Annotated in this window: 23 protein-coding genes; 18 read left to right on the forward strand and 5 right to left on the reverse strand. The window is 66.8% G+C overall.

Going from position 1 to position 26,586, the window contains the following annotated elements:
* Window positions 1–57: 57 nt before the first annotated feature.
* From dapC to LK539_RS23045, 16 genes are all read left to right on the forward strand, one after another.
* Window positions 58–1,269 (forward strand): succinyldiaminopimelate transaminase, encoded by a 1,212-nt coding sequence (gene dapC, locus LK539_RS22970; RefSeq protein ID WP_227803394.1) that lies wholly within the window; start codon window positions 58–60, stop codon window positions 1,267–1,269.
* A 50-nt stretch (window positions 1,270–1,319) separates the two neighbouring features.
* Window positions 1,320–2,147 (forward strand): 2,3,4,5-tetrahydropyridine-2,6-dicarboxylate N-succinyltransferase, encoded by an 828-nt coding sequence (gene dapD / locus LK539_RS22975; RefSeq protein ID WP_227803395.1) that lies wholly within the window; start codon window positions 1,320–1,322, stop codon window positions 2,145–2,147.
* 210 nt (window positions 2,148–2,357) lie between these two features.
* Window positions 2,358–2,744 carry a photoactive yellow protein gene (gene pyp, locus LK539_RS22980; RefSeq protein WP_227803396.1) on the forward strand — a complete coding sequence of 129 codons (387 nt, stop codon included), beginning with the start codon at window positions 2,358–2,360 and terminating at the stop codon, window positions 2,742–2,744.
* A 3-nt stretch (window positions 2,745–2,747) separates the two neighbouring features.
* Window positions 2,748–3,980, forward strand: a complete 1,233-nt coding sequence (locus LK539_RS22985; protein ID WP_227803397.1) for an AMP-binding protein — start codon at window positions 2,748–2,750, stop codon at window positions 3,978–3,980.
* A gap of 25 nt (window positions 3,981–4,005) precedes the next feature.
* A complete protein-coding gene (hutH, locus tag LK539_RS22990; protein ID WP_227803398.1) occupies window positions 4,006–5,571 on the forward strand; it encodes a histidine ammonia-lyase in 1,566 nt (521 codons plus the stop codon).
* Window positions 5,568–6,479 carry a MerR family transcriptional regulator gene (locus LK539_RS22995; RefSeq protein ID WP_227803399.1) on the forward strand — a complete coding sequence of 304 codons (912 nt, stop codon included), beginning with the start codon at window positions 5,568–5,570 and terminating at the stop codon, window positions 6,477–6,479. Before hutH ends, LK539_RS22995 begins: the two co-directional genes overlap by 4 nt.
* A 41-nt stretch (window positions 6,480–6,520) precedes the next feature.
* Window positions 6,521–7,666 (forward strand): PilT/PilU family type 4a pilus ATPase, encoded by a 1,146-nt coding sequence (locus LK539_RS23000; RefSeq protein WP_227803400.1) that lies wholly within the window; start codon window positions 6,521–6,523, stop codon window positions 7,664–7,666.
* On the forward strand, window positions 7,667–8,551 hold the full coding sequence (locus LK539_RS23005) for a LysR substrate-binding domain-containing protein (protein WP_227803401.1): 885 nt from the start codon (window positions 7,667–7,669) through the stop codon (window positions 8,549–8,551).
* A 148-nt stretch (window positions 8,552–8,699) separates the two neighbouring features.
* Window positions 8,700–9,770: a porin gene (locus tag LK539_RS23010; RefSeq protein WP_227803402.1), complete on the forward strand. Its 1,071-nt coding sequence runs from the start codon at window positions 8,700–8,702 to the stop codon at window positions 9,768–9,770.
* A 168-nt stretch (window positions 9,771–9,938) separates the two neighbouring features.
* Window positions 9,939–11,225, forward strand: coding sequence for an MFS transporter (locus LK539_RS23015; RefSeq protein ID WP_227803445.1), 1,287 nt, complete (start codon window positions 9,939–9,941; stop codon window positions 11,223–11,225).
* Window positions 11,226–11,258: 33 nt separating this feature from the next.
* On the forward strand, window positions 11,259–12,599 hold the full coding sequence (gene gudD / locus LK539_RS23020; RefSeq protein ID WP_227803403.1) for a glucarate dehydratase: 1,341 nt from the start codon (window positions 11,259–11,261) through the stop codon (window positions 12,597–12,599).
* 143 nt (window positions 12,600–12,742) lie between these two features.
* Entirely contained in the window at window positions 12,743–13,669 is a 927-nt protein-coding gene (locus LK539_RS23025) for a tripartite tricarboxylate transporter substrate binding protein (protein WP_227803404.1), read from the forward strand.
* 166 nt (window positions 13,670–13,835) lie between these two features.
* A complete protein-coding gene (locus LK539_RS23030; RefSeq protein WP_227803405.1) occupies window positions 13,836–14,195 on the forward strand; it encodes an ArsC family reductase in 360 nt (119 codons plus the stop codon).
* Window positions 14,192–15,328: a succinyl-diaminopimelate desuccinylase gene (gene dapE, locus LK539_RS23035; protein WP_227803406.1), complete on the forward strand. Its 1,137-nt coding sequence runs from the start codon at window positions 14,192–14,194 to the stop codon at window positions 15,326–15,328. The genes LK539_RS23030 and dapE overlap by 4 nt, the downstream gene beginning before the upstream one ends.
* 22 nt (window positions 15,329–15,350) lie before the next feature.
* Window positions 15,351–16,241 (forward strand): 50S ribosomal protein L3 N(5)-glutamine methyltransferase, encoded by an 891-nt coding sequence (prmB, locus tag LK539_RS23040; protein WP_227803407.1) that lies wholly within the window; start codon window positions 15,351–15,353, stop codon window positions 16,239–16,241.
* Between the two features lie 123 nt (window positions 16,242–16,364).
* Window positions 16,365–18,344 carry an ATP-binding cassette domain-containing protein gene (locus LK539_RS23045; RefSeq protein ID WP_227803408.1) on the forward strand — a complete coding sequence of 660 codons (1,980 nt, stop codon included), beginning with the start codon at window positions 16,365–16,367 and terminating at the stop codon, window positions 18,342–18,344.
* A 4-nt stretch (window positions 18,345–18,348) separates the two neighbouring features.
* Here LK539_RS23045 and LK539_RS23050 read toward each other — a convergent pair whose 3' ends face one another.
* The 4 genes from LK539_RS23050 to LK539_RS23065 form a co-directional block, all read right to left on the reverse strand.
* Window positions 18,349–18,816 (reverse strand): chemotaxis protein CheW, encoded by a 468-nt coding sequence (locus tag LK539_RS23050; protein ID WP_227803409.1) that lies wholly within the window; start codon window positions 18,814–18,816, stop codon window positions 18,349–18,351.
* Between the two features lie 71 nt (window positions 18,817–18,887).
* Window positions 18,888–19,358: a hypothetical protein gene (locus tag LK539_RS23055; protein WP_227803410.1), complete on the reverse strand. Its 471-nt coding sequence runs from the start codon at window positions 19,356–19,358 to the stop codon at window positions 18,888–18,890.
* Window positions 19,359–19,452: 94 nt separating this feature from the next.
* Complete coding sequence (locus LK539_RS23060) at window positions 19,453–20,079, reverse strand: NUDIX hydrolase (protein WP_227803411.1); 627 nt, start codon at window positions 20,077–20,079, stop codon at window positions 19,453–19,455.
* Window positions 20,080–20,105: 26 nt separating this feature from the next.
* Window positions 20,106–23,006 carry a PAS domain-containing protein gene (locus tag LK539_RS23065; RefSeq protein ID WP_227803412.1) on the reverse strand — a complete coding sequence of 967 codons (2,901 nt, stop codon included), beginning with the start codon at window positions 23,004–23,006 and terminating at the stop codon, window positions 20,106–20,108.
* 208 nt (window positions 23,007–23,214) lie between these two features.
* Between LK539_RS23065 and LK539_RS23070 the strand changes: the two genes are divergently transcribed.
* Window positions 23,215–24,024 (forward strand): DUF817 domain-containing protein, encoded by an 810-nt coding sequence (locus LK539_RS23070; protein WP_227803446.1) that lies wholly within the window; start codon window positions 23,215–23,217, stop codon window positions 24,022–24,024.
* Window positions 24,025–24,094: 70 nt separating this feature from the next.
* Complete coding sequence (locus tag LK539_RS23075; RefSeq protein ID WP_227803413.1) at window positions 24,095–24,595, forward strand: nuclear transport factor 2 family protein; 501 nt, start codon at window positions 24,095–24,097, stop codon at window positions 24,593–24,595.
* On the opposite strand, the gene LK539_RS23080 is transcribed toward LK539_RS23075, so the two are convergent.
* Window positions 24,592–26,511, reverse strand: coding sequence for a flagellar assembly protein A (locus LK539_RS23080; RefSeq protein ID WP_227803414.1), 1,920 nt, complete (start codon window positions 26,509–26,511; stop codon window positions 24,592–24,594). The two genes, LK539_RS23075 and LK539_RS23080, sit on opposite strands and share 4 nt — an antisense overlap.
* Between the last annotated feature and the right edge of the window lie 75 nt (window positions 26,512–26,586).

Consider the following 26,586-nt stretch of genomic DNA (forward strand, 5'->3'; position numbering starts at 1 on the left):
GGGCTATAATTGCCCGAATATCCAAAGCGCACAGACCCGAACTGAACGGTTATCGACGTGAACCCACACCTCACCCAGCTCCACCCCTATCCCTTCGAACAACTGCGCCAGCTGTTCAGCGGCGTCACCCCGAACCCTGCCTACAGCCCGATCAGCCTCGGCATCGGCGAACCGAAGCATCCCACGCCTGCCTTCATCGAAAAGGCCCTGATGCATGCGATGTCGGGCCTGGCGGTCTACCCGAGCACCCATGGCGGCGAGCCGCTGCGCGCGGCGATCGCCAGCTGGCTCGAGCACCGCTACGGCATCCCGGCGGTCGACCCGGCCACCATGGTGCTGCCGGTGAACGGTTCGCGCGAGGCCTTGTTCGCCTTTGCCCAGTGCGTCGTCGATGCGAGCGGCGGCGATGCGCTGGTGATGAGCCCCAACCCGTTCTACCAGATCTACGAGGGCGCGGCCTACCTGAGCGGCGCCACGCCGTATTACGTGAACTCGGAACCGGGCCGCAACTTCGCACCCGACTACGGCAGCGTAGCAAGCGATGTGTGGGCGCGCGTGCAGCTGCTCTACGTCTGCTCGCCGGGCAACCCGACCGGCGCCGTGCTCACGCTGGAAGACTGGCGCCAGCTGTTCGAGCTGTCCGACCGCCACGGCTTCGCGATCGCGGCCGACGAGTGCTATTCCGAGATCTACTTCGGCTCGACCCCGCCGCTTGGCGCGCTGGAAGCGGCGCACCAGCTGGGTCGCAGCGAAGGCGAGCGGCCCTACGCCAACCTGGTCGTGTTCTCGAGCCTGTCGAAGCGCTCGAACGTGCCGGGCATGCGCTCGGGCTTCGTGGCGGGCGACCCGCAGCTGCTCAAGAAATTCCTGCTCTACCGCACCTACTGCGGCGGCGCGATGTCGCCGCCGGTGCAGGCCGCATCGGTGGCGGCCTGGAACGACGAGCACCACGTGCAGGAGAACCGCGCGCTGTACCGCGAGAAGTTCAACCTGATCACCCCACTGCTCAAGGGGGTGATGGATGTCGAGCTGCCGGATGCCGGCTTCTACCTGTGGGCCGACGTGCGCCGCACCGGGCTGTCGGATACCGACTTCGCACGCCGCCTGTACGCCGAATATAATGTGACGGTTTTGCCGGGCACTTACCTCGCACGCGAAGCGCACGGAGTCAATCCGGGCCGCAACCGCATCCGCATGGCGCTGGTCGCCAGCGTGGACGAAGGACTCGAAGCGGCCAACCGCATCGTCGAGTTCTGCAAGGGCCTGTAGTCAGCAATACGCCTCGGCGGCACCAACGAATCCTTAACCAGAGAATCATCATGACCCAACAACTCCAGAACATCATCGACACCGCGTGGGAACAGCGCGCGGAGATCAGCCCGTCCAGCGCCAGCGCCGAAGTGCGCGACGCGGTCGCCCACGTGCTTGCAGGCCTGGATGCCGGCAGCCTGCGCGTGGCCCAGAAAGACAGTGGCAGCTGGGTCGTGAACCAGTGGATCAAGAAGGCGGTCCTGCTGTCCTTCCGCCTCGAGAACAACGTGCCGGTCGCGGGTGGCGGCGGCATGCAGTTCTACGACAAGGTCCCGACCAAGTTCGCCGACTACACCCCGGAAGATTTCGCCAAGGGCGGCTTCCGCGTGGTGCCGCCGGCCGTGGCCCGCCGCGGCAGCTTCATCGGCAAGAACGTGGTCCTGATGCCTTCCTACGTCAACATCGGCGCCTACGTCGACGAAGGCGCGATGGTCGACACCTGGGCCACCGTCGGCTCCTGCGCCCAGATCGGCAAGAACGTGCACCTGTCGGGCGGCGTCGGCATCGGCGGCGTGCTGGAACCGATGCAGGCCAACCCGACCATCATCGAAGACAACTGCTTCATCGGCGCGCGCTCGGAAATCGTCGAAGGCGTGATCGTCGAAGAGAACTCGGTGATCTCGATGGGCGTGTACATCGGCCAGTCGACCAAGATCTACAACCGCGAAACCGGCGAGATCAGCTACGGCCGCGTACCTAGCGGCTCGGTCGTTGTGTCGGGCAGCCTGCCTTCCGCCGACGGCAAGTACAGCCTGTACTGCGCCGTGATCGTCAAGCGCGTGGACGCCCAGACCCGCGCCAAGACCGGCATCAACGAGCTGCTGCGCGGCGACTAATCCCGGTATCGGTCATCGCGCCAGGGCGCCGGATGCATGTGCACCGGCGCCCTTCTTGTTTCAGGTAACGCTGGCCCAATCGTTTGCACCGCAGTTGTCCAGGACAAACTACCTGAACTACTCGAAACCGCTACGATTATTTCCCATTGGCAATGTATAGTCTGTTTTGTCCTAGACAAAATCCGACAGACCATTTCCAATAAGGGCAATATGAGTACCTTGAACATCATCGCATTCGGCAAAGACGACATCGAGAACAAGCTGTCGAGCATGAGCGCCGGGCAGATCGACGAACTGGCATTCGGCGCCATCCAGCTCGATGCACAGGGCAAGATCATGCGCTACAACGAAGCCGAAGCCCAGATCACCGGCCGCCAGGCCAGCGCCGTCATCGGCAGCAACTTCTTCCGTGACGTTGCCCCCTGCACTAACACGCCGCGCTTCAAGGGCATCTTCGACGCCGGCGTGCGCACGGGTACGCTCAATACGATGTTCGAGTACGTGTTCGACTACAAGATGAACCCGACCAAGGTCAAGATCCACATGAAGAAGGCGATCAGCGACGGCACCTACTGGATCTTCGTCAAGCGCCTGTAAACGATGCCTGATACTGTTTCCCGCCTGGCGCCATGGTGGACGGCGCGCCCCGCCCTGCTGCGCTTCATCGCCGACCTGGTGGCCGGCGAGCTGGCGGCGCTGCGCCATGAACCCATGCTCCGTCCCGGCAGCTGGAGCGAAGCGCTCTCGCTCCAGCACGACCTGGGCCTCGATTCGCTCGAGTTCCTGCACGTCGCCGGCGTGCTGGCCGGCGCGCTGCAAATGCACCACAGCGGCATCGAGGACTACCTGCTGGCACGCCGCACGCTGAAGGACTGGGTCGACATCGCGGAAGCGGCCCTGCAGCACCACGACGGCGACATCCTGTTCGCCACCTCCGGCAGTACCGGGCACCCGAAGCGCTGCCTGCATGCCCTCGACCAGCTGGAACAGGAGGCGCAGGCGCTGGCGGCGCTGTTCCCCGGCCGTCGCAGGCTGCTGGTCGCCGTACCCAGCCACCACATCTACGGCTTCCTGTTTTCGCAACTGCTCCCGCGCTACCTGGGCCTGGCGCCGGAAGGGGTGAGCTGCATCCGCGCGCGCCTGCCGTCCCAGCTGGCGCATCTCGCGCAGCCGGGCGACCTGGTGGTCGGCCATCCGCAATTCTGGGCGGCGGCCAGCAGCTTGCGCCAGGGCTTCGCGGACGATATCCTCGGGGTCAGCTCGACCGCGCCCTGTCCCGACGCCGTCAGCGAAGCCATGGCGGCCTGCGGGCTGGCCGGCCTGGTCCAGGTCTACGGCTCCTCCGAAACCGGCGGCCTGGGCTGGCGCGCCTCGCACCGCGACGCTTACCGCCTTCTGCCCTATCTGGCACGCAGCACCGACGGCGACCGCCGCCTGGTGCGCAGCCTGCCGGACGGCCGCACCGAATTGCTGCAGCCCCAGGACGAGCTGGTTTGGTCCGGCACGCGCGAATTTACCGTCGGCGCCCGCTGCGACGGCGCAGTCCAGGTCGGGGGCGTGAACGTGTTCCCGGCGCGCGTGCGCCAGGCGCTGCTCGAGCATCCCGACGTGGCCGACGCCGCGGTGCGCCTGATGCGCCCGGAAGAAGGCGCGCGCCTGAAGGCCTTCGTGGTGCCCCGTGACGGGGTGGACGGGGCCGAACTGGTGCGCCGCCTGCGGCCATGGACCGACGGCCGCCTGACCATGCCCGAGCGCCCCAAGGCATTCACGGTGGGCGCGCAGCTGCCGCGCAACGGCATGGGCAAGCTCGCCGACTGGAGCAGCAACACATGAAGGATCACACGATGAAAGGCAGGACATGAGGGACACCCACGACGCCGCGGCGCACCATGTACGCTTCGGCGCGGCGCAGGTCACGCCGGCCGAGGTGGTCGCGCTGGCGCGCGGCCAGGCCCGGGCCGCGCTGTCGGACGACCCGGCATTCGTCGCGCGCATCACCGCCGGCGCCGAACTGCTGGACCGCATCCTGCGCGAAGATGGCGTCATCTATGGCGTCACGACCGGCTACGGCGACTCCTGCGACGTCGCGGTGCCGCCCGATCTGGTCGATGAACTGCCGCACCGTCTGTTCACGTACCACGGCTGCGGCATGGGCGCCAGCTTCACGCGCGAAGAAACGCGCGCCATCCTGGCGGTGCGCCTCGCATCCTTGTGCCGCGGCAGCTCCGGCGTAAGCATCAAGCTGCTGCAGGCACTGGCCGCGCTGCTCGAACGCGACGTGCTGCCGGTGATCCCGTCCGAAGGCTCGGTCGGCGCGAGCGGCGACCTCACGCCGCTGTCGTACGTCGCGGCGGTCCTGTGCGGCGAGCGCGAAGCCTGGTCGGCCCACGGATCCGCGCCGGTGGCCGCCGCCGTGGCGCTGGATGCCGCGGGCCTCGCCCCGATCCGCCTGCGCCCGAAGGAAGGGCTGGCGCTGATGAACGGCACCGCCGCCATGACCGGCCTGGCCTGCCTGGCGACGGCGCGCGCCGAGTCCCTGTGCGGCCTGGCCAGCCGCATCACGGCGCTCTCCGCGCTGGCGCTGGAAAGCAATGCCTACCACTTCGATGCGACCCTGTTCGCGGCCAAGCCCTACCCCGGCATGGCCCGGATCGCGGCCTCGATCGCTGCCGACCTCGGTTACCAATCCGACGCGCAGGAGCGCAACAGCGCGCGCCTGCAGGACCGCTATTCGATCCGCTGCGCGCCGCATGTCATCGGGGTGCTGGCAGACGCCCTGCCCTGGATGCGCAGCCACGTCGAACTGGAACTCAACAGCGCCAACGACAACCCGCTGGTCGATGTCGACTCAGGCCGGGTGCTGCACGGCGGCCACTTCTACGGCGGCCACATGGCCTTCGCCATGGACAGCATGAAGAATGCGGTCGCCAACATCGCCGACCTGCTCGACCGCCAGATGGCGCTGTTGGTGGATAGCCGCTACAACAACGGCCTGCCGTCCAACCTGCGCGGAGCGACGGGGGAGCGCGCCGCCATCAACCACGGCCTGAAGGCCCTGCAGATCAGCGTCTCGGCGTGGACCGCCGAGGCACTCAAGCTGACCATGCCGGCCTCGGTCTTCTCGCGCTCGACCGAGTGCCACAACCAGGACAAGGTCAGCATGGGCACGATCGCCGCGCGCGACTGCCTGCGCATCATCGCCCTGACCGAGCAGGTGGCCGCGGCGCTCCTGATCGCCACCCGCCAGGCCTGCGCCCTGCGCCATCCCGATGGACTGCCGGACGGATGCGGCCCGGGCCTGCGCGCCGCCCTGGCGCGGCTCGAAGAACTGGTTCCCTTCGTCAAGGAAGACCGGCGCCTCGACCTCGACCTGGCGCGCCTGCTGGAAGCGATCCGCGCCGACGATCCGGCACTGCTGCCATGACAGCGGCCTGTCTCCCGATCGCCGCCGTCGAACGCGAGACGCGCCTGTCGAAAGACGTGCTGCGCGTGTGGGAACGGCGCTACGGCTTTCCCGCGCCCGGGCGCGATGCGCACGGCGAGCGCTGCTACCCGCAGGAGCAGGTCGAGCGCCTGCGCCTGCTGAAGCGCCTGATGGACCAGGGCCTGCGCCCGGGACGCCTGATGCACCTGAGCGACAGCGAGCTGGGCGCGCTGCTGCAACGACCCGCGCCCGGCGACAGCGCGCCAGGCGCCGGCGAGCAGGCCGTGATCGAGGAGCTGCTGACTGCCGTGAAGCGCGATCCGGCCGGCCTGCGCCAGGCCATGCGCCACCATCTGGCCCGCCTCGGCCTGGAGCGCTTCGTCGAAGGGGTCGCGGCGCCCTTGACGGCCGCGGTCGGCGCGCGCTGGCAAGACGGCAGCTTCGACATCTTCGACGAGCACCTGTACACCGAGACCGCGACCCGGATCCTGCGCCAGGCGGTAGCAAACCTGCCCGAAGCCGCAGGCAGGCCACGCATCCTGCTCACCAGCATGCCCGGCGAAACGCATGGCCTGGGCCTGATCATGGCGGAGGCGCTGCTGGCGCTCGATGGCGCGAGCTGCATTGCGCTAGGCACCGAGACCCCGCCCGCCAGCATCGCCCGTGCGGTCGCGAGCCATGCGGCCGATGTGCTGGCGCTGTCCTTCTCGGCAGCGTATCCGCGCCGCCAGATCGTGCCGGCGCTGCAGCAGCTGCGCCAGCTGCTGCCGGAGGGCGTTGCGCTGTGGGCCGGCGGCGCCGGCGCCGCGGCGATCCCGACGGTCGAGGGCGTGCTCCTGCTGCCGACGCTCGACAGCGGCCGGCGAGCGCTGGCCGCATGGCGCACCAGCGGCCTTAGCGTGGAGTAAAATGCTTCGAATCGTTTATCGCGAAGCAAAGGATCTGAGCCATGATGATGGAACGCCTGTTCCAGTTGATGAAGGAAAAGAACGCGTCGGACATGTTCTTCGCCGCTAATTCTCCTGTTCACATCAAGATCAACGGGAACCTCATCCCGATCAACCAGAACAAACTCGAACCGGAAAACATCCGCCACCTGCTGTCCGAGATCGCCACGCCCGAACAGATGCAGGAACTCGAGCGCGACAACGAACTCAACATGGGCGTGTCGGTGCCGAACCTGGGGCGCTTCCGCCTGTCGGCCTTCCGCCAGCGCGGCTCGATCTCGGCCGTGTTCCGCTTCGTGCCGGCGAATATTCCGCCGATCGGCGAGCTGGGCCTGCCGCCCGTGCTGTCCGAACTGATCATGGAAAAGCGCGGCCTGCTGCTGATCGTGGGCGCCACCGGTTCGGGCAAGTCGACCACCATCGCTTCGATGCTGGACCACCGCAACGAACAGCGCACCGGCCACATCCTGACGCTGGAAGACCCGATCGAATACCTGTTCAAGAACAAGAAATCGATCGTCAACCAGCGCGAGATCGGCAGCGACGCCACCAACTTCGCCACGGCGCTACGCAACTCGATGCGCCAGGCCCCGGACTGCATCCTGATCGGCGAGATCCGCGACCGCGAGACCATGGCCGCAGCGCTGGCCTATGCCCAGTCCGGCCACCTGGTGCTGGCCACCCTGCACGCCAACAACAGCTACAACGCGCTGAACCGCATCATCAGCTTCTATCCGATCGAGAACCGCGCCGCCCTGCTGCAGGATTTGTCGTCCGCAGTGAAGGCCATCGTGTCGCAGCGCCTGGTGAAATCGAGCGCCGGCGGCCAGCGCCAGGCCGCGGTCGAAGTCATGCTCAACACCCGCTACATCGCCGACCTGATCGAAAAGGGCGAGATCGGCCAGATCAAGGATGCGATGGACAAGAGCCTGTCGCCGGGTTCGCAATCCTTCGAGACCGCCCTGCTCAAGCTGGTCAAGGATGGGCTGGTGACGCAGGAAGAAGCGCTGGCCAACGCCGATTCGGCCACCAACCTGCTCTGGCTGCTCAACAACGGTCCGGACAGCCAGGTCCAGCCGGAAGAAGAGCCCAACAAGGGCTCCGAGCCCCCGGGCACGTCCTTCACCGAATTCACGCTGAATTCCTGAGTGTTCGAACTCAGCCAGCTGCGCTGCTTCGTGGCGGTGGCCGAAGAACTGCACTTCGGCCGCGCGGCCGAGCGCCTGAACATGACCCAGCCGCCGCTGAGCCGCCAGATCCGGCTGCTCGAGCACCACGTCGGCGTCCAGCTGCTGGCGCGCAGCAGCCGCAGCGTCCACCTCACCGCCGCCGGCAAGGCCTTCTTCCCGGAAGCTGCGCGCATCCTGCGCATCGCCGAGGAAGCCACCTTCGCCGCCCGCCGCGCCGCCAAGGGAGAACTGGGCAACCTGGCCATTGGCTTCACCTCGGCCTCGGGCTACAGCCTGCTGCCCGAGCTGGTGCGCCGCCTGCGCGAATGCGCGCCCGGGGTCTCGCTCACGCTCAAGGAACTGGTCAGCACCACCCAGGTGGAGGCCCTCAACGCCGGCGAGATCGACCTCGGTCTGCTGCGCCCCCATCCCATGAACGCCGAGCTCGAAAGCCGCCTGATCGCCACCGAGTCGCTGATGCTTGCCATTCCCGAGAGCGAGGCCGACGCGTGGCCGCTCGAGCCTGCCCTCGAGAGCCTGCACGGCAAGCCCTTCATCATGTACTCGCCCTACGAGGCCAGGCCCTTCTACCTGATGCTGACCGAGCGCTTCGCGCGAGGCGGCGTGGTGCCGGACGTGGTCGAGCACATCGGTCAGGTGCATACCATGCTGGCCCTTGTCAGGGCCGGTGTCGGCGCCGCCCTGATCGCCGAAGGCGCGTCGCGCCTGAAGTTCGACGGCATCGTCATGCGCCGGCTCCAGACCGAGCCGGTGGAAATGGTCTGCGCCTACCGCCGCGACAACGACAACCCCGCCCTGGCGCTGTTCAAGCGTGAAGTGCTGCCAAGCTTCCACTCCACTTAGCCCCCCCAAACCGATCACTTCATTGATTCAAACATTGAATTGATCACAATACTCTTTGATTTGGTCGTGAATCGATCCAGGCATATGATCGTTTCAAACAACACCACGCCGCCAAGACGGCTGGGACGACAACATCAACGGAGACAGCATGAGCAAGACCGCACGCATGATGCTGGTCCTGGCCGGCAGCGCAGGACTGGCCTCGACCCCTACCCACGCCCAGACAGCCGTCGAGATCTATGGCATCGTCGATGCCGCCATCGTCGTCGACCGCGGCGGCAAGGAGGGCTCGCTTACCAAGATGAGCGGCGGCGCCGCCTCCACCTCCCGCATCGGCTTCAAGGGCAGCGAGAACCTGGGCAAGGGCCTGGCGGCCTTCTTCATCCTCGAGACCGGCATCAGGCTCGATACTGGCGCCACCGATGTCGCCGGCAGCATCTTCAACCGCCAGGCGCTGGTCGGCCTGAAAGGCGGCTTCGGCACGGTCGCACTCGGACGCCAGTACACTCCCTACCACAATGCCCTGGTGCAGATCGTCGACCCGTTCGGTACCGGCTACGCGGGTACCGCCAAGAACCTGTTCCCGCACTCCGGCAGCAATATCAGAACCAGCAATACGGTCACCTGGGCCTCGCCAAAGTTGAACGGGGCCGACATGGAACTGGCCTACAGCGCCGGTGAACAAAGCGATTCCTCGGCACGGCGCCAGTTCGGCGGCGCCATCGGCTACGCCGGCGGTCCGCTGAGCGTGCGATTGGTCTATAACAGCAAGAACGGCGATGCCGCGACCGGTTTCGCACGCAGCCGCAACACCCTGCTGGGCGCCCAGTACAAGCTGGGCAAGGTGACCCTGCATGCCGGCTACGGCATCGACCGGGGTCCGGAAGCGTCCCCGCTCGCCAACACGGGCAATCCGTATGGCGGCATCGCTCCCACCGCATCGAGCGACGGACGCGAAGCGCTGCTCGGCGTGAGCGCGCAGATCGGCCCGGGCAAACTGATGGCTTCCGTCATGCACAAGGACGACCGCAGCGCCTTCAACCAGGACGCCAGCGCCTGGGGCGTCGGCTACCTGTACGGGCTGTCGAAGCGCACCGGGCTGTACGCGGCTTATGGACATGTCCGCAACCGCAACGGCGCGGGCTATACGGTCAACAACAATACCGACACCGGGACCGGCAACACCGGCTACAACCTGGGACTGCGCCACACTTTCTGATCCGGAGCCGGGAGCGGCATTCGGAAGGCGGACGTGGCAATTGCAGCAGATATTTGATAGGAGACAGCTTTGAAACAAGCGCAAGCAAGCCTGGCCGCGCGCCCGGCTACCCCATCGGACGCCTCGGCTGCCGCCCCGCGCACGCGCACCCGCTGGCTGATTCTGGCCATGTTGTTCGCGGTCACCACGATCAACTACGCCGACCGGGCCACCATCTCGATCGCCGGCCCCGACATCAAGAAAGAGCTCGGCCTGAGCGCGGTCCAGATGGGCTTCGTGTTCTCGGCCTTCGCCTGGTCCTACGTCCTGGCCCAGCTGCCCGGCGGCTGGCTGCTTGACCGCTTCGGCTCGAAGATCACTTACTTCTTCAGCATCTTCCTGTGGTCGCTGTTCACCTTCTTCACCGGCGCGGTCGGCTTCTTCACCGGCGGCGCGGCGGTGGCCCTGCTTTTCGCGCTGCGCCTGGCGGTCGGGGCGGCCGAAGCCCCTTCCTTCCCAGGCAACAGCCGGATCGCCTCGAGCTGGTTCCCGACCCATGAGCGCGGCCGCGCCGCCGCCATCTTCAACTCGGCCCAGTATTTCGCCACGGTGCTGTTCGCACCGATCATGGGCTGGCTGGTCCATGCCCATGGCTGGCACAGCGTGTTCTACGTGATGGGCGCACTCGGCATGCTGGTGTCCTTCGCCTGGCTCAAGACGATCTACAGCCCGAAGGACCACCCTGGCATCAACGCCGGCGAACTGAAGTACCTCCAGGATGGCGGCGCCCTGGTCGACCTCGAGGGTGGCGCGCGCACTGCCAAGCCGGCACAGGTGAACACCCTGTCCTGCATCAAGGAGCTGCTGTCGAACCGCATGCTGTTCGGCATCTACCTCGGCCAGTACTGCATCACCACCTTGACCTACTTCTTCCTGACCTGGTTCCCGGTCTACCTGGTGCAGGAGCGCGGCATGACCATCCTCAAGGCCGGCTTCGTCGCTTCGCTTCCCGCCATCGCCGGTTTTCTCGGTGGGATCGCTGGCGGCTGGATGTCCGACCGTCTCAGCGCGGCAGGCTACTCGCTGTCGGTGGCGCGCAAGCTGCCGATCGTGCTGGGCATGGTGCTGTCGATGAGCATGATCGCCTGTAACTACATCGAGACCGACATGCTGGTGGTCGCCGTGATGTCGCTGGCCTTCTTCGGCAAGGGCATCGGCGCCCTCGGCTGGGCGGTCGTGTCGGACACCTCGCCCAAGGAGGCCGGCGGCCTGAGCGGCGGCCTGTTCAATACCTTCGGCAATACCGCCGGCATTACCACCCCGATCGTGATCGGCTACATTGTCCAGAATACCGGTTCCTTCGCCGGCGCCCTGGTATTCGTCGGCGCCAACGCGGCCGTGGCGATTGCCTGCTACCTCTTCATCGTCGGCGACATCAAGCGCGTCACTCTGGTGAAGTCGCTCTGCGCCAAATAAACTCTTTCACTCACCTTTTCTATCAGGCTGCTTATGAACACTACCGTCTCCGGCGCTCCCCTCGTCACCGACCTGCGCGTCATCCCCGTCGCCGGCCAGGACAGCATGCTGCTCAACCTGAGCGGCGCCCACGGCCCCTGGTTTACCCGCAACATCGTCATCCTCACCGACAGCGCCGGCAACACCGGCCTGGGCGAGGTGCCGGGCGGCGAAAAGATCCGCCAGACTATCGAAGATGCACGCCCGCTCGTGGTCGGCAAGACCCTGGGCGACTACAACAATGTGCTGAACGCGATGCGCAAGGCCTTCGCCGACCGCGATCTAGGGGGCCGCGGCCAGCAGACCTTCGATCTGCGCACCACCATCCACGCGGTCACCGCGGTGGAGTCGGCCATGCTCGACCTGTTGGGCCAGTTCATGAACGTGCCGGTCGCCGCCCTGCTGGGCGAGGGCCAGCAGCGCGACGCGGTCGAGATGCTCGGCTACCTGTTCTATGTGGGCGACCGCAAGAAGACCGACCTGGCCTACCGCAGCGAGCCGGATGCCGGCAGTGCCTGGTTCCGCCTGCGCAACGAAGAAGCCCTCACCCCGGAAGCCGTGGTGCGCCTGGCTGAAGCGGCGCGCGAGCGCTATGGCTTCAACGACTTCAAGCTCAAGGGCGGCGTACTGAGCGCCGACGAAGAAATGGAAGCCATCGTGGCCCTGCACGAACGCTTCCCCGAGGCGCGCTGCACGCTCGATCCGAACGGCGGCTGGCTGCTGAAGGACGCGGTCCGCGTCTGCCGCGACAAGCACGGCATCCTGGCCTACGCCGAAGACCCCTGCGGCGCCGAAGACGGTTTCTCGGGCCGCGAAGTGATGGCCGAGTTCCGCCGCGCCACCGGCTTGCCGACCGCCACCAACATGATCGCCACCGACTTCCGCCAGATGGCGCACTCGATCCAGCTGCAGTCGGTCGACATCCCGCTGGCCGACCCGCACTTCTGGACCATGCAGGGTTCGGTGCGCGTGGCCCAGCTGTGCCAGATGTTCGGCCTGACCTGGGGCTCGCACTCGAACAACCACTTCGATATCTCGCTGGCCATGTTCACCCACGTGGGCGCCGCCGCGCCGGGCAAGGTGACCGCAATCGATACCCACTGGATCTGGCAGGACGGCCAGCGCATCACCAAGGAGCCGCTCAAGATCGAAGGCGGCATGGTGCACGTGCCGAAGAAGCCGGGCCTGGGCATCGAGATCGATCTGGAGCAGCTGGAACAAGCCCACCAGGCCTACAAGAACATGGGCCTGGGTGCGCGCGACGACGCCGTCGCCATGCAGTACCTGGTGCCGGGCTGGAAGTTCGACAACAAGCGCCCCTGCCTGGTGCGCTGACGGGACCCTGCGTTGGGGGCGAACACCGCCCGCCCGACGAACCGCGACGCCGGACACAAGCCATCGACTTCACTTGATAGCAGACTAAAACGCAGGAGACCAAGTTGAAAGCTACTAAATTACTGTTGGGTATGACCCTTGGCATGTCGGTGCTTCTCAGCGCACACGCCGCCTATCCCGAGAAGGCCATCACCGTCGTCGTGCCCTTCCCGCCTGGCGGCTCGACCGATGCGATCGCCCGCGCGATCGGCCCCAGGATCACTGCACGCCTGGGCCAGCCCTGGATCATCGACAATCGCCCTGGCGCCACCGGTGCGATCGGGGCCGCGATGGTCAAGCGCGCGGCTCCCGACGGCTATACCCTGATGGCGGCGTCGATCGGCGTCTACGCCATGAACCAATGGCTGATCAAGAAGATCTCCTACGACCCGGCCAAGGATTTCGACCTGCTGACCGTGGCGGTGCGCGCACCGAACGTGCTGGTTGCCAACCCAAAGGTGCCGGTGAATACGGTGCCGGAACTGATCGCTTACCTGAAGAAGCAGCCGGGCAAACTCACGTTTGCATCGTCGGGCAACGGCAGTTCGGACCACCTGACGGCGGAGCTGTTCTGGCAGAAAAGCGGCACCAGCGGCCTGCACGTGCCCTACAAGGGCGGCGCCCCCGCCATGACGGATTTGCTGGGCGGGCAGACCGACGTTTCCTTCGTCAACATCAATACCGCGCTGCCCTACATCAAGGCCGGCAAGCTGAAGGTGCTGGCAGTGACCGGCGAACGGCGCGCGGCGGTCCTGCCCGCGGTGCCGACCTTGGGCGAGGCGGGGGTCGCGGGCGTGGACATCTACTCGTGGCAGGCGTTTGCCGCACCGAAGGGCTTGCCGAAGGACGTGAAAGCAAAGCTCCACAGCGCGATTGTCGCCGCGCTGAACGACCCGCACATCAGGAACGGCTTGACGGCGCAGGGCTTCGAGGTCGTCGCCAATACGCCGGAGCAGTTCGCACAGTTCCAGCTTGCCGAGCAGGCCCGCTGGAAGAATGTCATCGAAGTCGGCAAGATCACAGCGGACTGAGCCCGGCCGCCATCCTCATCCACGCTTCTGCTTGTCCAGCGGGCCACCCACGCGGCCCGCTTTCCCCTTCTGTGTACAATCTTCGCTTGCGACGCTTGTGCTATCCTCGCGCGTTTCTTAAATCCAATAGACGCCCGCACCACGCGGGTGCAAGAACCGACGCTCCATGACTACGACCCTCTTCGGCATCCCCAACTGCGACACCGTCAAGAAAGCCCGCACCTGGCTGGCGGACAACGGCCACGATTTCACGTTCCATGACTTCAAGAAACAGGGATTGACGCGCGAGCTGGTCGCCGGCTGGCTCGAGCAGCTCGACTGGGAGACCCTGGTCAACCGCAAGGGCACTACCTGGCGCAACCTGCCCGACGAGTGCAAGGCGCTGGTAGCAGACAAGGCCAGCGCGCTCGAGCTGATGCTGGAAAACCCGTCCGTCATCAAGCGGCCGGTATTGCAGGGCGTGGGCCCGGTGTCGGTCGGCTTCTCGGCCGACATGTACGTGGCAAAATTCAGGGACGCCGCATGAAACCATCGCGTACCCTGCTGCTCACCGAAGAGCTGATCGCCCTCGATTCCATCACCCCGCACGACAAGGGCTGCCAGCAGCGCCTGAAGGAACTGCTGGCGCCACTGGGCTTCATCTGCGAGACCATCGAATCGAACGGCGTCACCAACCTGTGGGCGCGCAAGGGCACGACCTCGCCGGTGTTCGTGTTCGCCGGCCACACCGACGTGGTGCCCTCCGGCCCGGAGCATCAGTGGGCGTCGAGCCCCTTCACCCCGACCCGCCGTGACGGCAAGCTGTACGGCCGCGGCGCCTCGGACATGAAGACCTCGATCGCGGCCATGGTGGTCGCCTGCGAGGAATTCATCGCCGCCCACCCGGACCATAAAGGGTCGATCGCCTTCCTCATCACCAGCGACGAAGAAGGCCCGGCGGTCGACGGCACCGTGGTGGTGTGCGAACGCCTGGAAGAACGCGGCGAGACCCTCGACTATTGCGTCGTCGGCGAACCGACCTCGAGCCACGTGCTGGGCGACATGATCAAGAACGGTCGGCGCGGCTCACTGTCCGGCCACCTGGTCATCAAGGGCATCCAGGGCCACATCGCCTATCCGCACCTGGCGCGCAACCCGATCCACCAGGCCGCGCCGGCGCTGGCGGAACTGGCGGCCGAAGTCTGGGACGAAGGCAACGAATACTACCTGCCTACCAGCTGGCAGATCTCGAACATCCAGTCCGGCACCGGCGCCACCAACGTGATTCCGGGCCACCTCACGCTCGACTTCAACTTCCGCTTCTCGACCGCCAGCACTGCCGACGGCCTGGAAGCGCGGGTGCACGCCATCCTCGACCGCCACGGCCTGGATTACGAGCTGCAGTGGACCCTGTCGGGCCAGCCCTTCCTGACGCCGAAAGGCCTGCTCTCGGACACGCTGTGCAGCGCGATCTTCGACGAGCTGGGTGTGCAGACCGAACTGTCGACCACCGGCGGGACCTCGGACGGCCGCTTCATCGCCCGCATTTGCCCGCAGGTGATAGAATTCGGGCCTCCGAACGCCAGCATCCACAAGATCGACGAACACATCGAGCTGCGCTACATCGATCCCCTCAAGAACATCTACCGCCGCATGCTGGAACAGCTGCTGGCCCAGTAACAGAACACTCCGGGAGAAGGCCATGACCAACACCACTTTCAGCACGCCGCGCGACCTGCTGCGCTATGCGATCACCCGCTTCAACGGGGCCAAGCTGTTCTTCGGCCACGGCAGCGCCGAAGCCTTCGACGAGGCGGCCTACCTGGTCCTGCATACCCTCAAGCTGCCGCTGGACCGCCTCGATCCCTTCCTGGACGCCAGGCTGCTGCCCGAGGAAGTGATCCAGGTGATGGAAGTGATCGAACGCCGCGTCACCGAGCGTGTGCCGGCCGCCTACATCACCAAGGAAGCCTGGCTGGGCGAGTACCGCTTCTACGTCGACGAGCGCGTGCTGGTGCCGCGTTCCTTCATCGCCGAACTGATCCCGCAGACCTTCGCACCCTGGGTCCAGGATCCGGAAGCCGTGGAAAACGTGCTGGAACTGTGCACCGGCAGCGGCTGCCTGGCGATCATGATGGCGGACGCCTTCCCGAACGCCGTGGTCGACGCGGTCGACATCTCGAAGGATGCGCTGGCCGTGGCTGAGCACAACATCCGCGAGTACAAGCTTGGCGGCCGCGTGAACCCGATCGAGTCGGACCTGTACGAGCACGTGCCGTTCAAGCGCTACGACCTGATCGTGACCAACCCGCCCTACGTGAACAGCGTCTCGATGGGCAAGCTGCCGCCGGAATACCTGCGCGAACCGCAGATCGCCCTGGCCGGCGGCGAGGACGGCATGGACCTGGTGCGCAAGATCGTGGAAGGCGCGGCCGAACGCCTGACGCCGGAAGGCATCCTGGTGGTCGAGATCGGCAACGAACGCGACTACGCGGAAGCCGCCTTCGGCCACCTCGGCCTGACCTGGCTCACCACCAGCGCCGGCGACGACGCCGTGTTCCTGCTGACCGCCGAACAACTTCAATCGCAGTAATCCGTAGGGTGGTCGGCTTGTCCGACCGCGCGTTCGACAACATCGCGCGCAGCCACAGCGCATCCGCAAGTTGAACGCGCGGTCGGCGGAGCCGACCACCCTACCCAACACCAGAAACCCGCAATGATCCGCTTCCAGAACGTCAGCCTGATGCGCGGCACCAAGCCGCTGCTCGAAGACGCCGACCTTACCCTCAACCCGGGCGACAAGATCGGCCTGATCGGCGCCAACGGCGCCGGCAAATCGAGCCTGTTTGCCATGCTGCGGAACGAATTGCACCCCGACCAGGGAGCGATCGACTTCCCCGCCAAGTGGCGCATGGCCTACGTGGCGCAGGAGACCCCTGCCCTGGACCGTCCGGCGCTGGAATACGCCATCGACGGCGACGCCAACCTGCGCCGCCTGCAGGCCGAGCTGGACGAACTGGAAGCGCACCCGGACGCCGACGCCCACGGCATGCGCCTGGGCGAGCTGCACAGCGCATTGGCCGATGCCGATGCCTACACCGTGCAGTCGCGCGGCGAGCAGCTGCTGCTGGGCCTCGGTTTCTCGCTGGAGCAGATGCAGCAGCCGGTGGCGAGCTTCTCGGGCGGCTGGCGCATGCGCCTGAACCTGGCGCAGGCGCTGATGTGCCCTTCCGATTTATTGCTGCTGGACGAGCCGACCAACCACCTGGACCTGGACGCGATCATCTGGCTGGAGGATTGGCTCAAGCGCTATCCGGGCACCCTGATCATCATCTCGCACGACCGCGACTTCCTCGACGAGATCGTGAACGTCATCGTGCACATCGACGAGCGCAAGCTGAAGCGCTACAGCGGCAACTACAGCGGCTTCGAGCGCCAGCGCGCGGCAGCCCTGGTGCTGGCCGCAGCGGCCTTTGAAAAGCAGCAGCGCCAGCGCGCCCACCTGCAGTCCTTCGTCGACCGCTTCAAGGCCAAGGCCACCAAGGCGCGCCAGGCCCAGAGCCGCATGAAGGCGCTGGCCAAGATGGAAGAACTGGCGCCGCTGCGCGCCGCCGCCGAATTCTCCTTCGAGTTCCGCGAGCCGCTGTCCGCCCCGAATCCGCTGCTGGTGCTGGAAGACGTCGACGCCGGCTACCCGCTGCTGGACGAGCATGGCGACAAGGTCGGCGGCAAGCCGATCGTCAAGCGCGTGAACTTCTCGCTCCAGATCGGCCAGCGCATTGGCCTGCTGGGCGTGAACGGCGCCGGTAAATCCACCCTGATCAAGACCGTCGCCGGCGACTTGACGCCGCTGGAGGGCACGGCCACCCTGGGCAAGGGCCTGTCGATCGGCTACTTTGCCCAGCACCAGGTCGAGATGCTGCGCCACGACGAGTCGCCGCTGTGGCACCTACTGAAGATCGCGCCCAACGTGCGCGAGCAGGAGCTGCGCAACTTCCTCGGCGGCTTCAACTTCCCGGGCGATATGGTGACCAGCCCGATCGCGCCCTTCTCGGGCGGCGAAAAGGCGCGCCTGGCGCTGGCCCTGATCGTGTGGCAGCGCCCGAACCTGCTGCTGCTGGATGAACCGACCAACCACCTCGACCTCGAGACGCGCGAGGCGCTGACCATGGCGCTGGCGCAGTTCGAGGGGACCGTGGTACTGGTCTCCCACGATCGCCACCTGCTGCGCGCGACCACCGACGAATTCATCATCGTCGCCGACGGCAAGCTGCAGCCGTTTGATGGCGACCTGGACGACTACAAGGAATGGCTGTTCCAGACCAAGCTCGGCAAAGGCACCGCCACCTTGCCGCTGCCTTCCGCCTCGAAGGAGAGCAAGGCCGCCACGCCGGTCGCAGCCCCGGTCGACCGCAAGGAACAAAAGAAGCTGGAAGCGGAAGAGCGCCAGCGCCTGGCCGCGCTGCGCAAACCCCTGGAGAACCGCGTCAAGCGCCTGGAAGAGCAGATGGCCAAGCTGAACGCGAAGAAGGCGGACATCGACGCCCGGCTGCTGGAGCCGAGCATCTACGAGGCGGAAAACAAGGAACAGCTCAAGACCCTGGTGGCCGACCAGGCCTTTGCCTCGCGCGACCTGGAGCAGCTGGAGTCCGAATGGCTGGAACTGCAGGAGCAGCTCGAAGGGCTGGCCGCCTAACGCTTCACGCCACCTGGCGCGGCTCGGCGGGCGCCAGCGACATCAGGCGCTCGATGTCGAGCAGGATCAGGCGCCGGCCCTTGGCCAGTCCCAAGCCGATCAGGTAGTCGGCCTCGCCCCTGGCGCCGGGCAGCGGCGCCACCTGGTCCGGGCGCAGGCGCACTACCCCGGTCACGCGTTCCACCACCACCCCCACCACCCCGGCCGCCACCCGCACGATGACCACGTCGGTGTCCGGTGCGGGCAGCGACAGACCGGGCGCGAACGCGGCCCGCAAGTCCATCACCGGCATGATCACCCCGCGCGACAGCGCCACCCCGCCGATGATCTCGCCGTCGCTGGAAAAACGCTCGAGCGAGCGATAGACCTTCAGTTCCTGCACCGCGGCGTAATCGAGCCCGTATTCGACGCCGCCCAGGGTGAAACACAGATACTGCCGGGCGGTGGGGAGCTGGGAGAGTGGCTGGGACATGGTGGTTCCTTTCATCGGCACCATCTATCCTAAGGGCGAGTTCCCCGCGAACTGTTGACTGTAGTCAACTGTTACACGGTGCAATGCAGGTCTGCACCGTCCTTGTCCCGATGCTCGTCCTGGCCGACGGCCAGCAGGGCACGCGTGACCGCACGGTCGTCCCGCACGGCGCGCAGCACGACGTACGCCAGCGCCAGCAGGAACAGCGCGGTGGCGACCGCAGCCAACCAGGAGCCGCCCAGCAGCAGGCTGCCGATCACGAACAGCGGGCCGAACAGGAAGAAATCCAGGACTTGGATCAGGAGCGCGCTCCAGGTGAGCTGCCTGAAGACCACGGACGAAGCCAGGTCGCGGCTGCCCAACACGGTGCTCCAGTCGCCCGGTTTGCCGAAGGCGACGGCATACGTGGATCCGGCCCGGGGGACCACGCGGTTGCCCAGGTTGACGCCATACTGCGGGTGGCCCTGCGAGCGGAAACTGAAGTCGCCGCGCGCGGCGTGGACGTCGAACACCTCGTCGAAGTAAATCCGTTCGATATGCATAGGCTATCTCCAGATTGGACACCTGCTGACTGTACGCCAGGCCGGGCACGCCATGCTTCGGTTTTCTGGAAGCGTCCTTCCGGTCCGGCCGAAGTCAGGAGCGCAGCATGGCCACCAGCGGCGCATCGTTCGGGTTGACCAGCAACTTGCCCAGCTGCGCGCGCGGCACCAGCGACACCGCCTGGCTCTCCCAGCCCATGTCGGAGGGGCAGCCGCCCACGCGCCGGCCCAGGTAGTAGCGGGTCCGGCTGCGGCTGCGCGTGAGGTCGGCCAGGAAGCCGGTCAAGACTACCCGCAGGCCGCTCTCTTCCCAGGCTTCGCGAATTGCCGTGGCCGGTAGCGGCATGCCCGCATCCACCGTCCCCTTCGGGAAGGTGGCCGGATAGCCGCCAAAGGCGTTCGAGGGGTGCACCACCCAGATCCGCCCGTCGTCTTCGAGGATGACGACGCCCGCCGCCACCCGCTTGCCCGGCGCCGGCACGAAGGGCGGATCCTCGAAGCCTTGCTGGCCCGCCAGCCGCGCCCAGCCGGCATCCATGCGCGGGGCCTCGCGCCAGGGCTGGAAGCCGATGCCGTTCAGGCTTGCGGGCAGCGGGCCGGCGGGCAGCACGGTGGCCGTGCGGGCCGGGTCGGTCCAGCTGTCGAGACTTGTGGCCTGGCTGGGAGCATGGAGGGCCAGGCGCTCGCCGTGTTCGTCGGGTTTCGGATGAAAGCTTGTCATCCCGGCATTCTACGGCAGCTGTCCGCTCACGCGAGCAAGGCCAGGAGCTCGTGGATGTCGACCGGTTTCACCAGGTGCTGGTCGAAGCCGGCCGCCAGCGCGGCCTCGCGGTCCTGGGCCCGCCCGTAACCGGTGACGGCCACCAGCAGTGCGCCGCGCATCTGCGGCAGCGCGCGCAGCCGGCGCGCCAGCTCGTTGCCGTCCATGACCGGCAGGCCGATGTCGAGGATGCAGGCGTCGGGCGCGCGCTCCGCACCCTCGACGTAGTCGAGCGCGCTGTGCGAATGGTGCTCGATGTGCACCTGGTGGCCCGCCCCTTCCAGCATCATCCCCAGCAGCTCGGCCGCATCGACATTGTCGTCGACCACCAGCACGCGGCGCCCGCCGCCCGCCGCCGCCAGGCCCTGCGGCCTGCTGTCCTCGTCCTGCGCGCGCGCCGCCGCCGGCATGCGCGGCAGCGACACGGTGAAGCGGCTGCCCTGCCCCGGCCCCTCGCTGTGCACCGCCACCGTGCCGCGGTGCAGCTCGACCAGGCTCTTGACCAGGGCCAGGCCGATCCCGAGTCCGCCCTGCGAGCGGTCCGAGGTGCGCTCGGCCTGGGTGAACAGGCCGAACACGCCGCGCTGCACGTCCTGCGTCATGCCGATGCCGTTGTCGATCACCTCGAGCAGCACGCGCCCGTCCTCGACCTCCATCCGCACCACGATGCGGCCGCCGTCCGGCGTGTACTTGGCGGCGTTGTTCAGCAGGTTGGCCAGCACCTGCACCAGGCGTTTGCGGTCGCCCTCGACGGTCGCGTCGTCCGGCGCCAGGTGCACCTCGAGCCGGTGGCGGCGCGCTTCGACCAGCGGGCGCACCTGCTCCACCGCGTCGGCCACGGCCAGCCGGGCGTCGACCGGGGCGCAGTCGAGCGCCACCAGCCCGCGCGTCACCCGCGAGACGTCCAGCAGGTCGTTGATCAGGCTCGTCATGTGGCCGACCTGGCGCGCCACGATGGCGCTGGTGCGGCGCACGCCCTCGGCGTCCAGGCGCCCCAGCGCCAGCAGTTCAGCCGCCGCGCCGATCGGCGCCAGCGGGTTGCGCAGCTCGTGCGCCAGCATGGCCAGGAACTCGTCCTTGCGCTGGGCTTCCAGGCGCAGTTGCTCCTGGGCGTTGCGGCGCCTGGTGATGTCGCGGAAGAAAATCGCCAGCCCGCCGTCGAGCGAAGGATACACCCGCACATCCATCCACAGATGTCCGCCGGCAGGCAGCGGATAAGCGTATTCGACGCTGCCGGCCACGCGCGTGGCCATGACCCCGCGGCAGATGCGCTCGATGTCGCTGCCGACCGCTTCCGGGAAGGCCTCCCAATGGTCATGCCCGACGATCTGGTCCGCCTCGCGCTGGATCATCTGCAGCCCGGTGGCGTTCATGCGCGTCACCTTCCAGGAGGGGTCGATCAGGCCGAAACCTTCGGTCATGGTGTCGAAAATGTATTGGGACTGGTCGCGCTCGGAACGGAGCGCGGCCTGGGCCGCCGCGGTTTCGACTGCGGCCCAGGTGCGCTCCGCCATGTCGCGCGCCATATGCAACTCGTCCTCGGTCCAGACGCGCGGCACATCGCTGTGCATGCTCAGCACGATGCGCAGCGCCCCGGCCTTCAGCAGCGGCAGGGTCAGGTGCGCGCGCACGCCGATCGCTTCATACGCGGCCAGATCGGCGCGCGTGCGCTGGTCCTGGGCCGCGTCGGCCACCATGACGTCGCGGCCGTCCCGCAGTTCCGCTGCGATCTCATGCCCGAAGGCGCCCAGGGTCGTGACGATGCCCGCAACACTGGCCACGCCGGTACGGCACCAGTCGCGCCGTACGGTAACGGCGCCACCCGGCCCGGATACCTCGGCGAACAGCACGCGCGCCAGGCCCAGCGTCTCGCCCAGCGCCGCGCTGGCGACGCCGACGATCTCCTCGACGCCGGCCAGCTGCCGCAGGCTGTCGCCCAGGGTCAGCTGGAAAGCCTGCTGGCGCTCGATCAGGGTCAGCTGCTCCACCTGGCGTTCGACCATGCGGCGCGCCAGGTGCTGCTCGGTGACGTCGGTGCCGACCGCGAAGATACCGGCGACTTCGCCGTCCTCGCGGATCGGCTGGTAGATCACGTTGATGTAGCGCCGTTCCAGTTCGCCCGCCGCGACGCGACGCACCTGGATCGGAATGTCGTAGGCCAGGTATTCCCTGCCCGTTGCATACACCGTGTCGAGTACTTCGAACAGGCGTTGGTCCGCCAGCTCGGCCAGCGCCTCGCGCACCGGGCGGCCGATGTAGTCGCGTGGCCCGAGCATCTCGACCATGGCTTCGTTGACGAACTCGAACAGGTGCAAAGGACCTTTCAGCACCGCCATGAAGCTCGGCGCCTTGAGGAACAAGGACTCCAGCCGCGCGACATCGGCTTGCAGGTGCAGGTTCGCTTCGTAGGCATGGCGGGCGCGGTCGATCAGGCCGGACTGCCTTGCAAGCATGGCCGCCTGCTCCCCTTCGACGGCGCCGGCCTGCTGGCGCAACAGCTGGACCTCGGTGACATCGATCGAATTCTGCAGCACCATCTCGACTTCGCCCGATGGGCCGAATACGGGCGTATGCATGATGGTCCAGTAGCGCGTTTCGACGCCGCCCTCCTGTTCCGCGCGGGGGATGTCGAAACGCAGCAGCGCCATGGTGTCGGGCTGCCCGGTGTCCAGCACCCGCTGGAAGGAAGCGACCGCCTGGCGCAGGGTGTCCCGGTCGGTCGGGAAGGCATCCCAGGCCCAGCGTCCGACGATGTCGTCGAGTGTGCGGCGGGTGGAGGCCAGGTAGGCCCGATTGGCCGTGACGATGTGCAGCTTCCGGTCGAGAACCAGGTAGACATTCGGCGATGCATCAAACAGTGCGCGGAAACAGGAGTCGGAAAGGTCCATGGCCGGTCGGAATGGTGGAGGCAGGACCATTCTACCGAGGTCTATTCCCGCATGGTTTCCTTACCTTGTGGCATTAACATGCGCCCCTGCATTGATTCATCGGAGCTTCTATGACAAGATCGGCGAAGCTACCTGACCGAACGACAATATGAACAAGACGCCCGGTTCCGCCCCCATCACGCTTGCGCTCGACAACGTCCTGCTCGACATGCGGCCACGCCGGCTCGCCGGCTGGCGCCGCGGGCTGGTCGAGTTCCTCTATTTCGGCTTCAAGAATGCGCGTGCCTGCCTGTTCGTCGGCCTGTTCTTTGCCGCCATGATGCTCACCCCGCGCGGCGGCGTGTTCGGCGTGCCGCGCTACGACCTGTTGCTGCTGGTGGCGCTGGCAATCCAGCTGTGGATGGTGCGCTCAGGGCTGGAGACGATGGACGAACTCAAGGCGATCTGCCTGTTCCACGCGATCGGCTTCGCGCTCGAGGCCTTCAAGGTCTCGGGCGCGATCCAGTCGTGGAGCTACCCGGATTTTGCCTACACAAAGGTGATCGGCGTGCCGCTGTTCTCGGGTTTCATGTACGCCGCTATCGGCAGCTATATCGTGCAGGCCTGGCGCCTGTTCGACCTGCGCATCCGCCACCATCCGCCGCACTGGATGGCGTGGACGATCGCGATCCTGATCTACCTGAACTTCTTCACCCACCACTACATCGGCGACTACCGCTGGTACCTGGCCGCCTGCGCGCTCGGCCTGTATTCGCGCACCACGGTGGTGTTCCGGCCGCTCGACCGCGACCGCAAGATGCCGCTGCTGCTCTCCTTCGTGCTGATCGGCTTCTTCATCTGGCTGGCCGAGAACATCGGCACCTTCTGGGGCGTGTGGCGCTATCCGAACCAGCTGGGCGCCTGGTCGGTCGTGCACGTCAGCAAGTGGAGTTCGTGGTCGCTGCTGGTCATCATGACCTTCACCATCGTGGCGAACCTCAAGCACATCAAGCAAAAGATCCACGTCGCGCGCGCCTAGCGCCACATTTGCAGTGTGCAGGCTATCATGGCGCCAGCACGCTTGCGTCCGCTTGATTGAAGGAACCGCCATGAAGCCGCTCTTCCTTGCCCTCCTGGTATCCGCCCTGCTGCCGGCGCTGCCGCTGCACGCCACCGGCTACCAGAGCGAACGGGCGATCGCGGCCGGCGAGGTCGATGTCGAGGCCATGCTGGCCGGGCTGGAACGCCAGCGCGCCCGCGCCATCCTGCAGCGCGACGTCGCCACTTTGCTGCACCTGATGGACCGCCAGTACCACCACATCGACAGCCGCGGCCGGGTGCGCAGCAAGACCGAGCTGATGACGGCGCTCGAGCGCGACGCCTTCCGCTTTCGGGTGTACGAGATCGAATCGAACGATGTGCAGCTGCTCGACGGCGGAACCACGGCCCTGTCCACCGGTATCTTCCGCTCGCAGCAAGTTGGCGCATCCGCCAGGCCCTTCCGCGGGCGTTATGTGCATGTCTGGGTGCGCCAGCCGGACGGCTGGAAGAACAGCTTCCACCAAGCCACCGCAATCAGGCCGGCGCAGGACAGCTGTTCCTGCGACTAGGCTGCGGGCGGATCCGACGCGGCCGCGGCGGCGTCCAGGGTCGACCAGCTGAAGCTGCCCGTGCTGCCGGCAAACAGCAGCTCGGCGCCGCTGGCGTCGCGCAGCCGCGCCTTGATCTCGCGCGGCGGCAGGTTGTGGATGCTGCTGCGTTCGGCCACCGCGGTATCCGGCTCGACGTTCAGCGCGCGCACCGTGACGTCGCCGCTGACCTGACCGATCGACACGCTCACCGCGCCGCTGTGCTCCGCACGCTGCTTTTCCAGGCGCGCCAGCAAGGCCGTGCCGGATTGCTGCTCGGCTTCGATATTCTTGATCTCCTGCGACAGCTGCGACATCTGCTTGAGCGCCGGCGCGGCGCTCGCCGTCAGCTTCTTGAAGGCCGGCTGCTGCTCGGGCGTGAGCACCAGTTCGCCCTTGCGCACCCGCCCCGCCAGCTTCACGTAGCTGGCCACCTCGGGCTGCGCCGCCAGCGCCGCCATTGCGGCGCGGCGCTGCTCGACCAGCTGGCCGAACTGGCCGACGCGCTCGTGGATCATCCCGATCGCCGCATCGATGCGGGTGCAGTCGGGACGCAGCACGAAGACCCGCATCTCGCTGTGCCCACGCGGCGCGGCGCACTCGATGGCGATGCGCTTGGCGGCGATGGCGCAGCCTTCGGCCTGGCCGAGTTCGACCACGTCGGCGATGATGTCGCAGTTGACCGCCGCTTCCACCTTGACCCGGGTACCGGAGATGGTGCAGTTCTCGGCGCGCTGCAGGCTCACCTCGCCGTTCGCGCTCTGGATGGTGGCGCTTGAAGCGACACCGGCCACGATGATGGGGCCGTCGGCATTGCGCGCGCTGCCGCCGATCAGGTTGCGGTTCAGGCGCACCACGCCGCCGCGCGAGACCACGTTGCCGAACACGTCGGCATGCACGGTGATGCTCTCGCCCTCGACCACGCGGTTTTCCTGGACCTCGCCGAACTCCTCGTAATCGCCCTCGAGCTGCAGGTTGCCGGTGGTCCTGGCGCTGACGCCGTCGTGGCTGACGATCTTGTCGCCCACCGACAGCCGGTTGCCTTCGACGTTCAGGAAACCATCCTGGATCGCGGTCACGAACTCGCCCTCGGCGATGCGGTCGACGACGGTCCCGGGACCGCTCCACTCGTTCAGCTCGAGGTCGGCGGGGATCTCCGGCGCCAGCGCGATGCCGGAGAGGTCGAAGCCGGGCTCGCCCTGCACGCGCGGGAGCTTCTGCAGCAGGCGCACGCCGCGCTGGACCTGCGGGAAGCGGTTCTGGAAGCTCATCAGGTCGAGCTTGCCGTTGGCGAGCTGGCGCGGGGCGTCGCTGCGGTGCAATTCGTTCGATACCTCGACCACGCTCGCATCCTGGCCGGGACGCGGCGGCAGCCGGCGCGCGACCGTCATGCGGCCAGCGGCATTTGACGTGATCGCGCCCGTCACCGCCTCGACATCGATGCCGAAGCGGATGCCCTTCATCCACATGTCGGCGATGAATTCATCGATGTCGAGCCGGGTCGGCTGCTCGACGCCTTCGGCGTCCAGCAGGAACACGGGCTCGAAATAGTATTCGGCCTGGCCGTCGGCGATCTTCACCGCGCGGTACAGGCTGCGGCGCACGGGATCGAAAGGCTGGATGTCATCGGCCAGGCGCACCACGGTCTCGCCGCGCGCATTGCGCGGCAGCTCGGGACCATGGCCGAACAAAGCCTTGATCATGACCGGGTAGTCGAGGCCGACGAAGTACTGGTTCCTGAGCAGGATGCTGTCCACCGCCGCCACCAGCGCGGGACCGAGCGCCGCCGCGTCGCAATACACGCCGTCGGGCTGGCGCATGATGGGGCCATCGGCGCCGGGCGCGACAGCACGTGCCGGCGGCGTCGGCGCAGCGCTGGGTACGACGGAGTTGGACACGGCACACTCTCCCGATTAATCAGTGTGCATTAAGATAGCATGTTGCGCCACGCAAATAAACATATGGCAACAAGA

The organism is Massilia sp. IC2-476, assembly GCF_020707295.1.
In the GTDB taxonomy this organism is placed as follows: Bacteria; Pseudomonadota; Gammaproteobacteria; order Burkholderiales; family Burkholderiaceae_D; genus Telluria.

What these genes read in the sequence shown, in the direction of transcription:
- dapD (WP_227803395.1), top strand. Translation starts at nt 1,320, where the DNA reads ATGACCCAACAACTCCAGAACATCATCGACACCGCGTGGGAACAGCGC.
- pyp (WP_227803396.1), top strand. Translation starts at nt 2,358, where the DNA reads ATGAGTACCTTGAACATCATCGCATTCGGCAAAGACGACATCGAGAAC.
- LK539_RS22985 (WP_227803397.1), top strand. Translation starts at nt 2,748, where the DNA reads ATGCCTGATACTGTTTCCCGCCTGGCGCCATGGTGGACGGCGCGCCCC.
- hutH (WP_227803398.1), top strand. Translation starts at nt 4,006, where the DNA reads ATGAGGGACACCCACGACGCCGCGGCGCACCATGTACGCTTCGGCGCG.
- LK539_RS22995 (WP_227803399.1), top strand. Translation starts at nt 5,568, where the DNA reads ATGACAGCGGCCTGTCTCCCGATCGCCGCCGTCGAACGCGAGACGCGC.
- LK539_RS23000 (WP_227803400.1), top strand. Translation starts at nt 6,521, where the DNA reads ATGATGATGGAACGCCTGTTCCAGTTGATGAAGGAAAAGAACGCGTCG.
- LK539_RS23010 (WP_227803402.1), top strand. Translation starts at nt 8,700, where the DNA reads ATGAGCAAGACCGCACGCATGATGCTGGTCCTGGCCGGCAGCGCAGGA.
- LK539_RS23015 (WP_227803445.1), top strand. Translation starts at nt 9,939, where the DNA reads ATGTTGTTCGCGGTCACCACGATCAACTACGCCGACCGGGCCACCATC.
- gudD (WP_227803403.1), top strand. Translation starts at nt 11,259, where the DNA reads ATGAACACTACCGTCTCCGGCGCTCCCCTCGTCACCGACCTGCGCGTC.
- LK539_RS23025 (WP_227803404.1), top strand. Translation starts at nt 12,743, where the DNA reads ATGTCGGTGCTTCTCAGCGCACACGCCGCCTATCCCGAGAAGGCCATC.
- LK539_RS23030 (WP_227803405.1), top strand. Translation starts at nt 13,836, where the DNA reads ATGACTACGACCCTCTTCGGCATCCCCAACTGCGACACCGTCAAGAAA.
- dapE (WP_227803406.1), top strand. Translation starts at nt 14,192, where the DNA reads ATGAAACCATCGCGTACCCTGCTGCTCACCGAAGAGCTGATCGCCCTC.
- prmB (WP_227803407.1), top strand. Translation starts at nt 15,351, where the DNA reads ATGACCAACACCACTTTCAGCACGCCGCGCGACCTGCTGCGCTATGCG.
- LK539_RS23045 (WP_227803408.1), top strand. Translation starts at nt 16,365, where the DNA reads ATGATCCGCTTCCAGAACGTCAGCCTGATGCGCGGCACCAAGCCGCTG.
- LK539_RS23050 (WP_227803409.1), bottom strand. Translation starts at nt 18,816, where the DNA reads ATGTCCCAGCCACTCTCCCAGCTCCCCACCGCCCGGCAGTATCTGTGT.
- LK539_RS23055 (WP_227803410.1), bottom strand. Translation starts at nt 19,358, where the DNA reads ATGCATATCGAACGGATTTACTTCGACGAGGTGTTCGACGTCCACGCC.
- LK539_RS23060 (WP_227803411.1), bottom strand. Translation starts at nt 20,079, where the DNA reads ATGACAAGCTTTCATCCGAAACCCGACGAACACGGCGAGCGCCTGGCC.
- LK539_RS23065 (WP_227803412.1), bottom strand. Translation starts at nt 23,006, where the DNA reads ATGGACCTTTCCGACTCCTGTTTCCGCGCACTGTTTGATGCATCGCCG.
- LK539_RS23070 (WP_227803446.1), top strand. Translation starts at nt 23,215, where the DNA reads ATGCGGCCACGCCGGCTCGCCGGCTGGCGCCGCGGGCTGGTCGAGTTC.
- LK539_RS23075 (WP_227803413.1), top strand. Translation starts at nt 24,095, where the DNA reads ATGAAGCCGCTCTTCCTTGCCCTCCTGGTATCCGCCCTGCTGCCGGCG.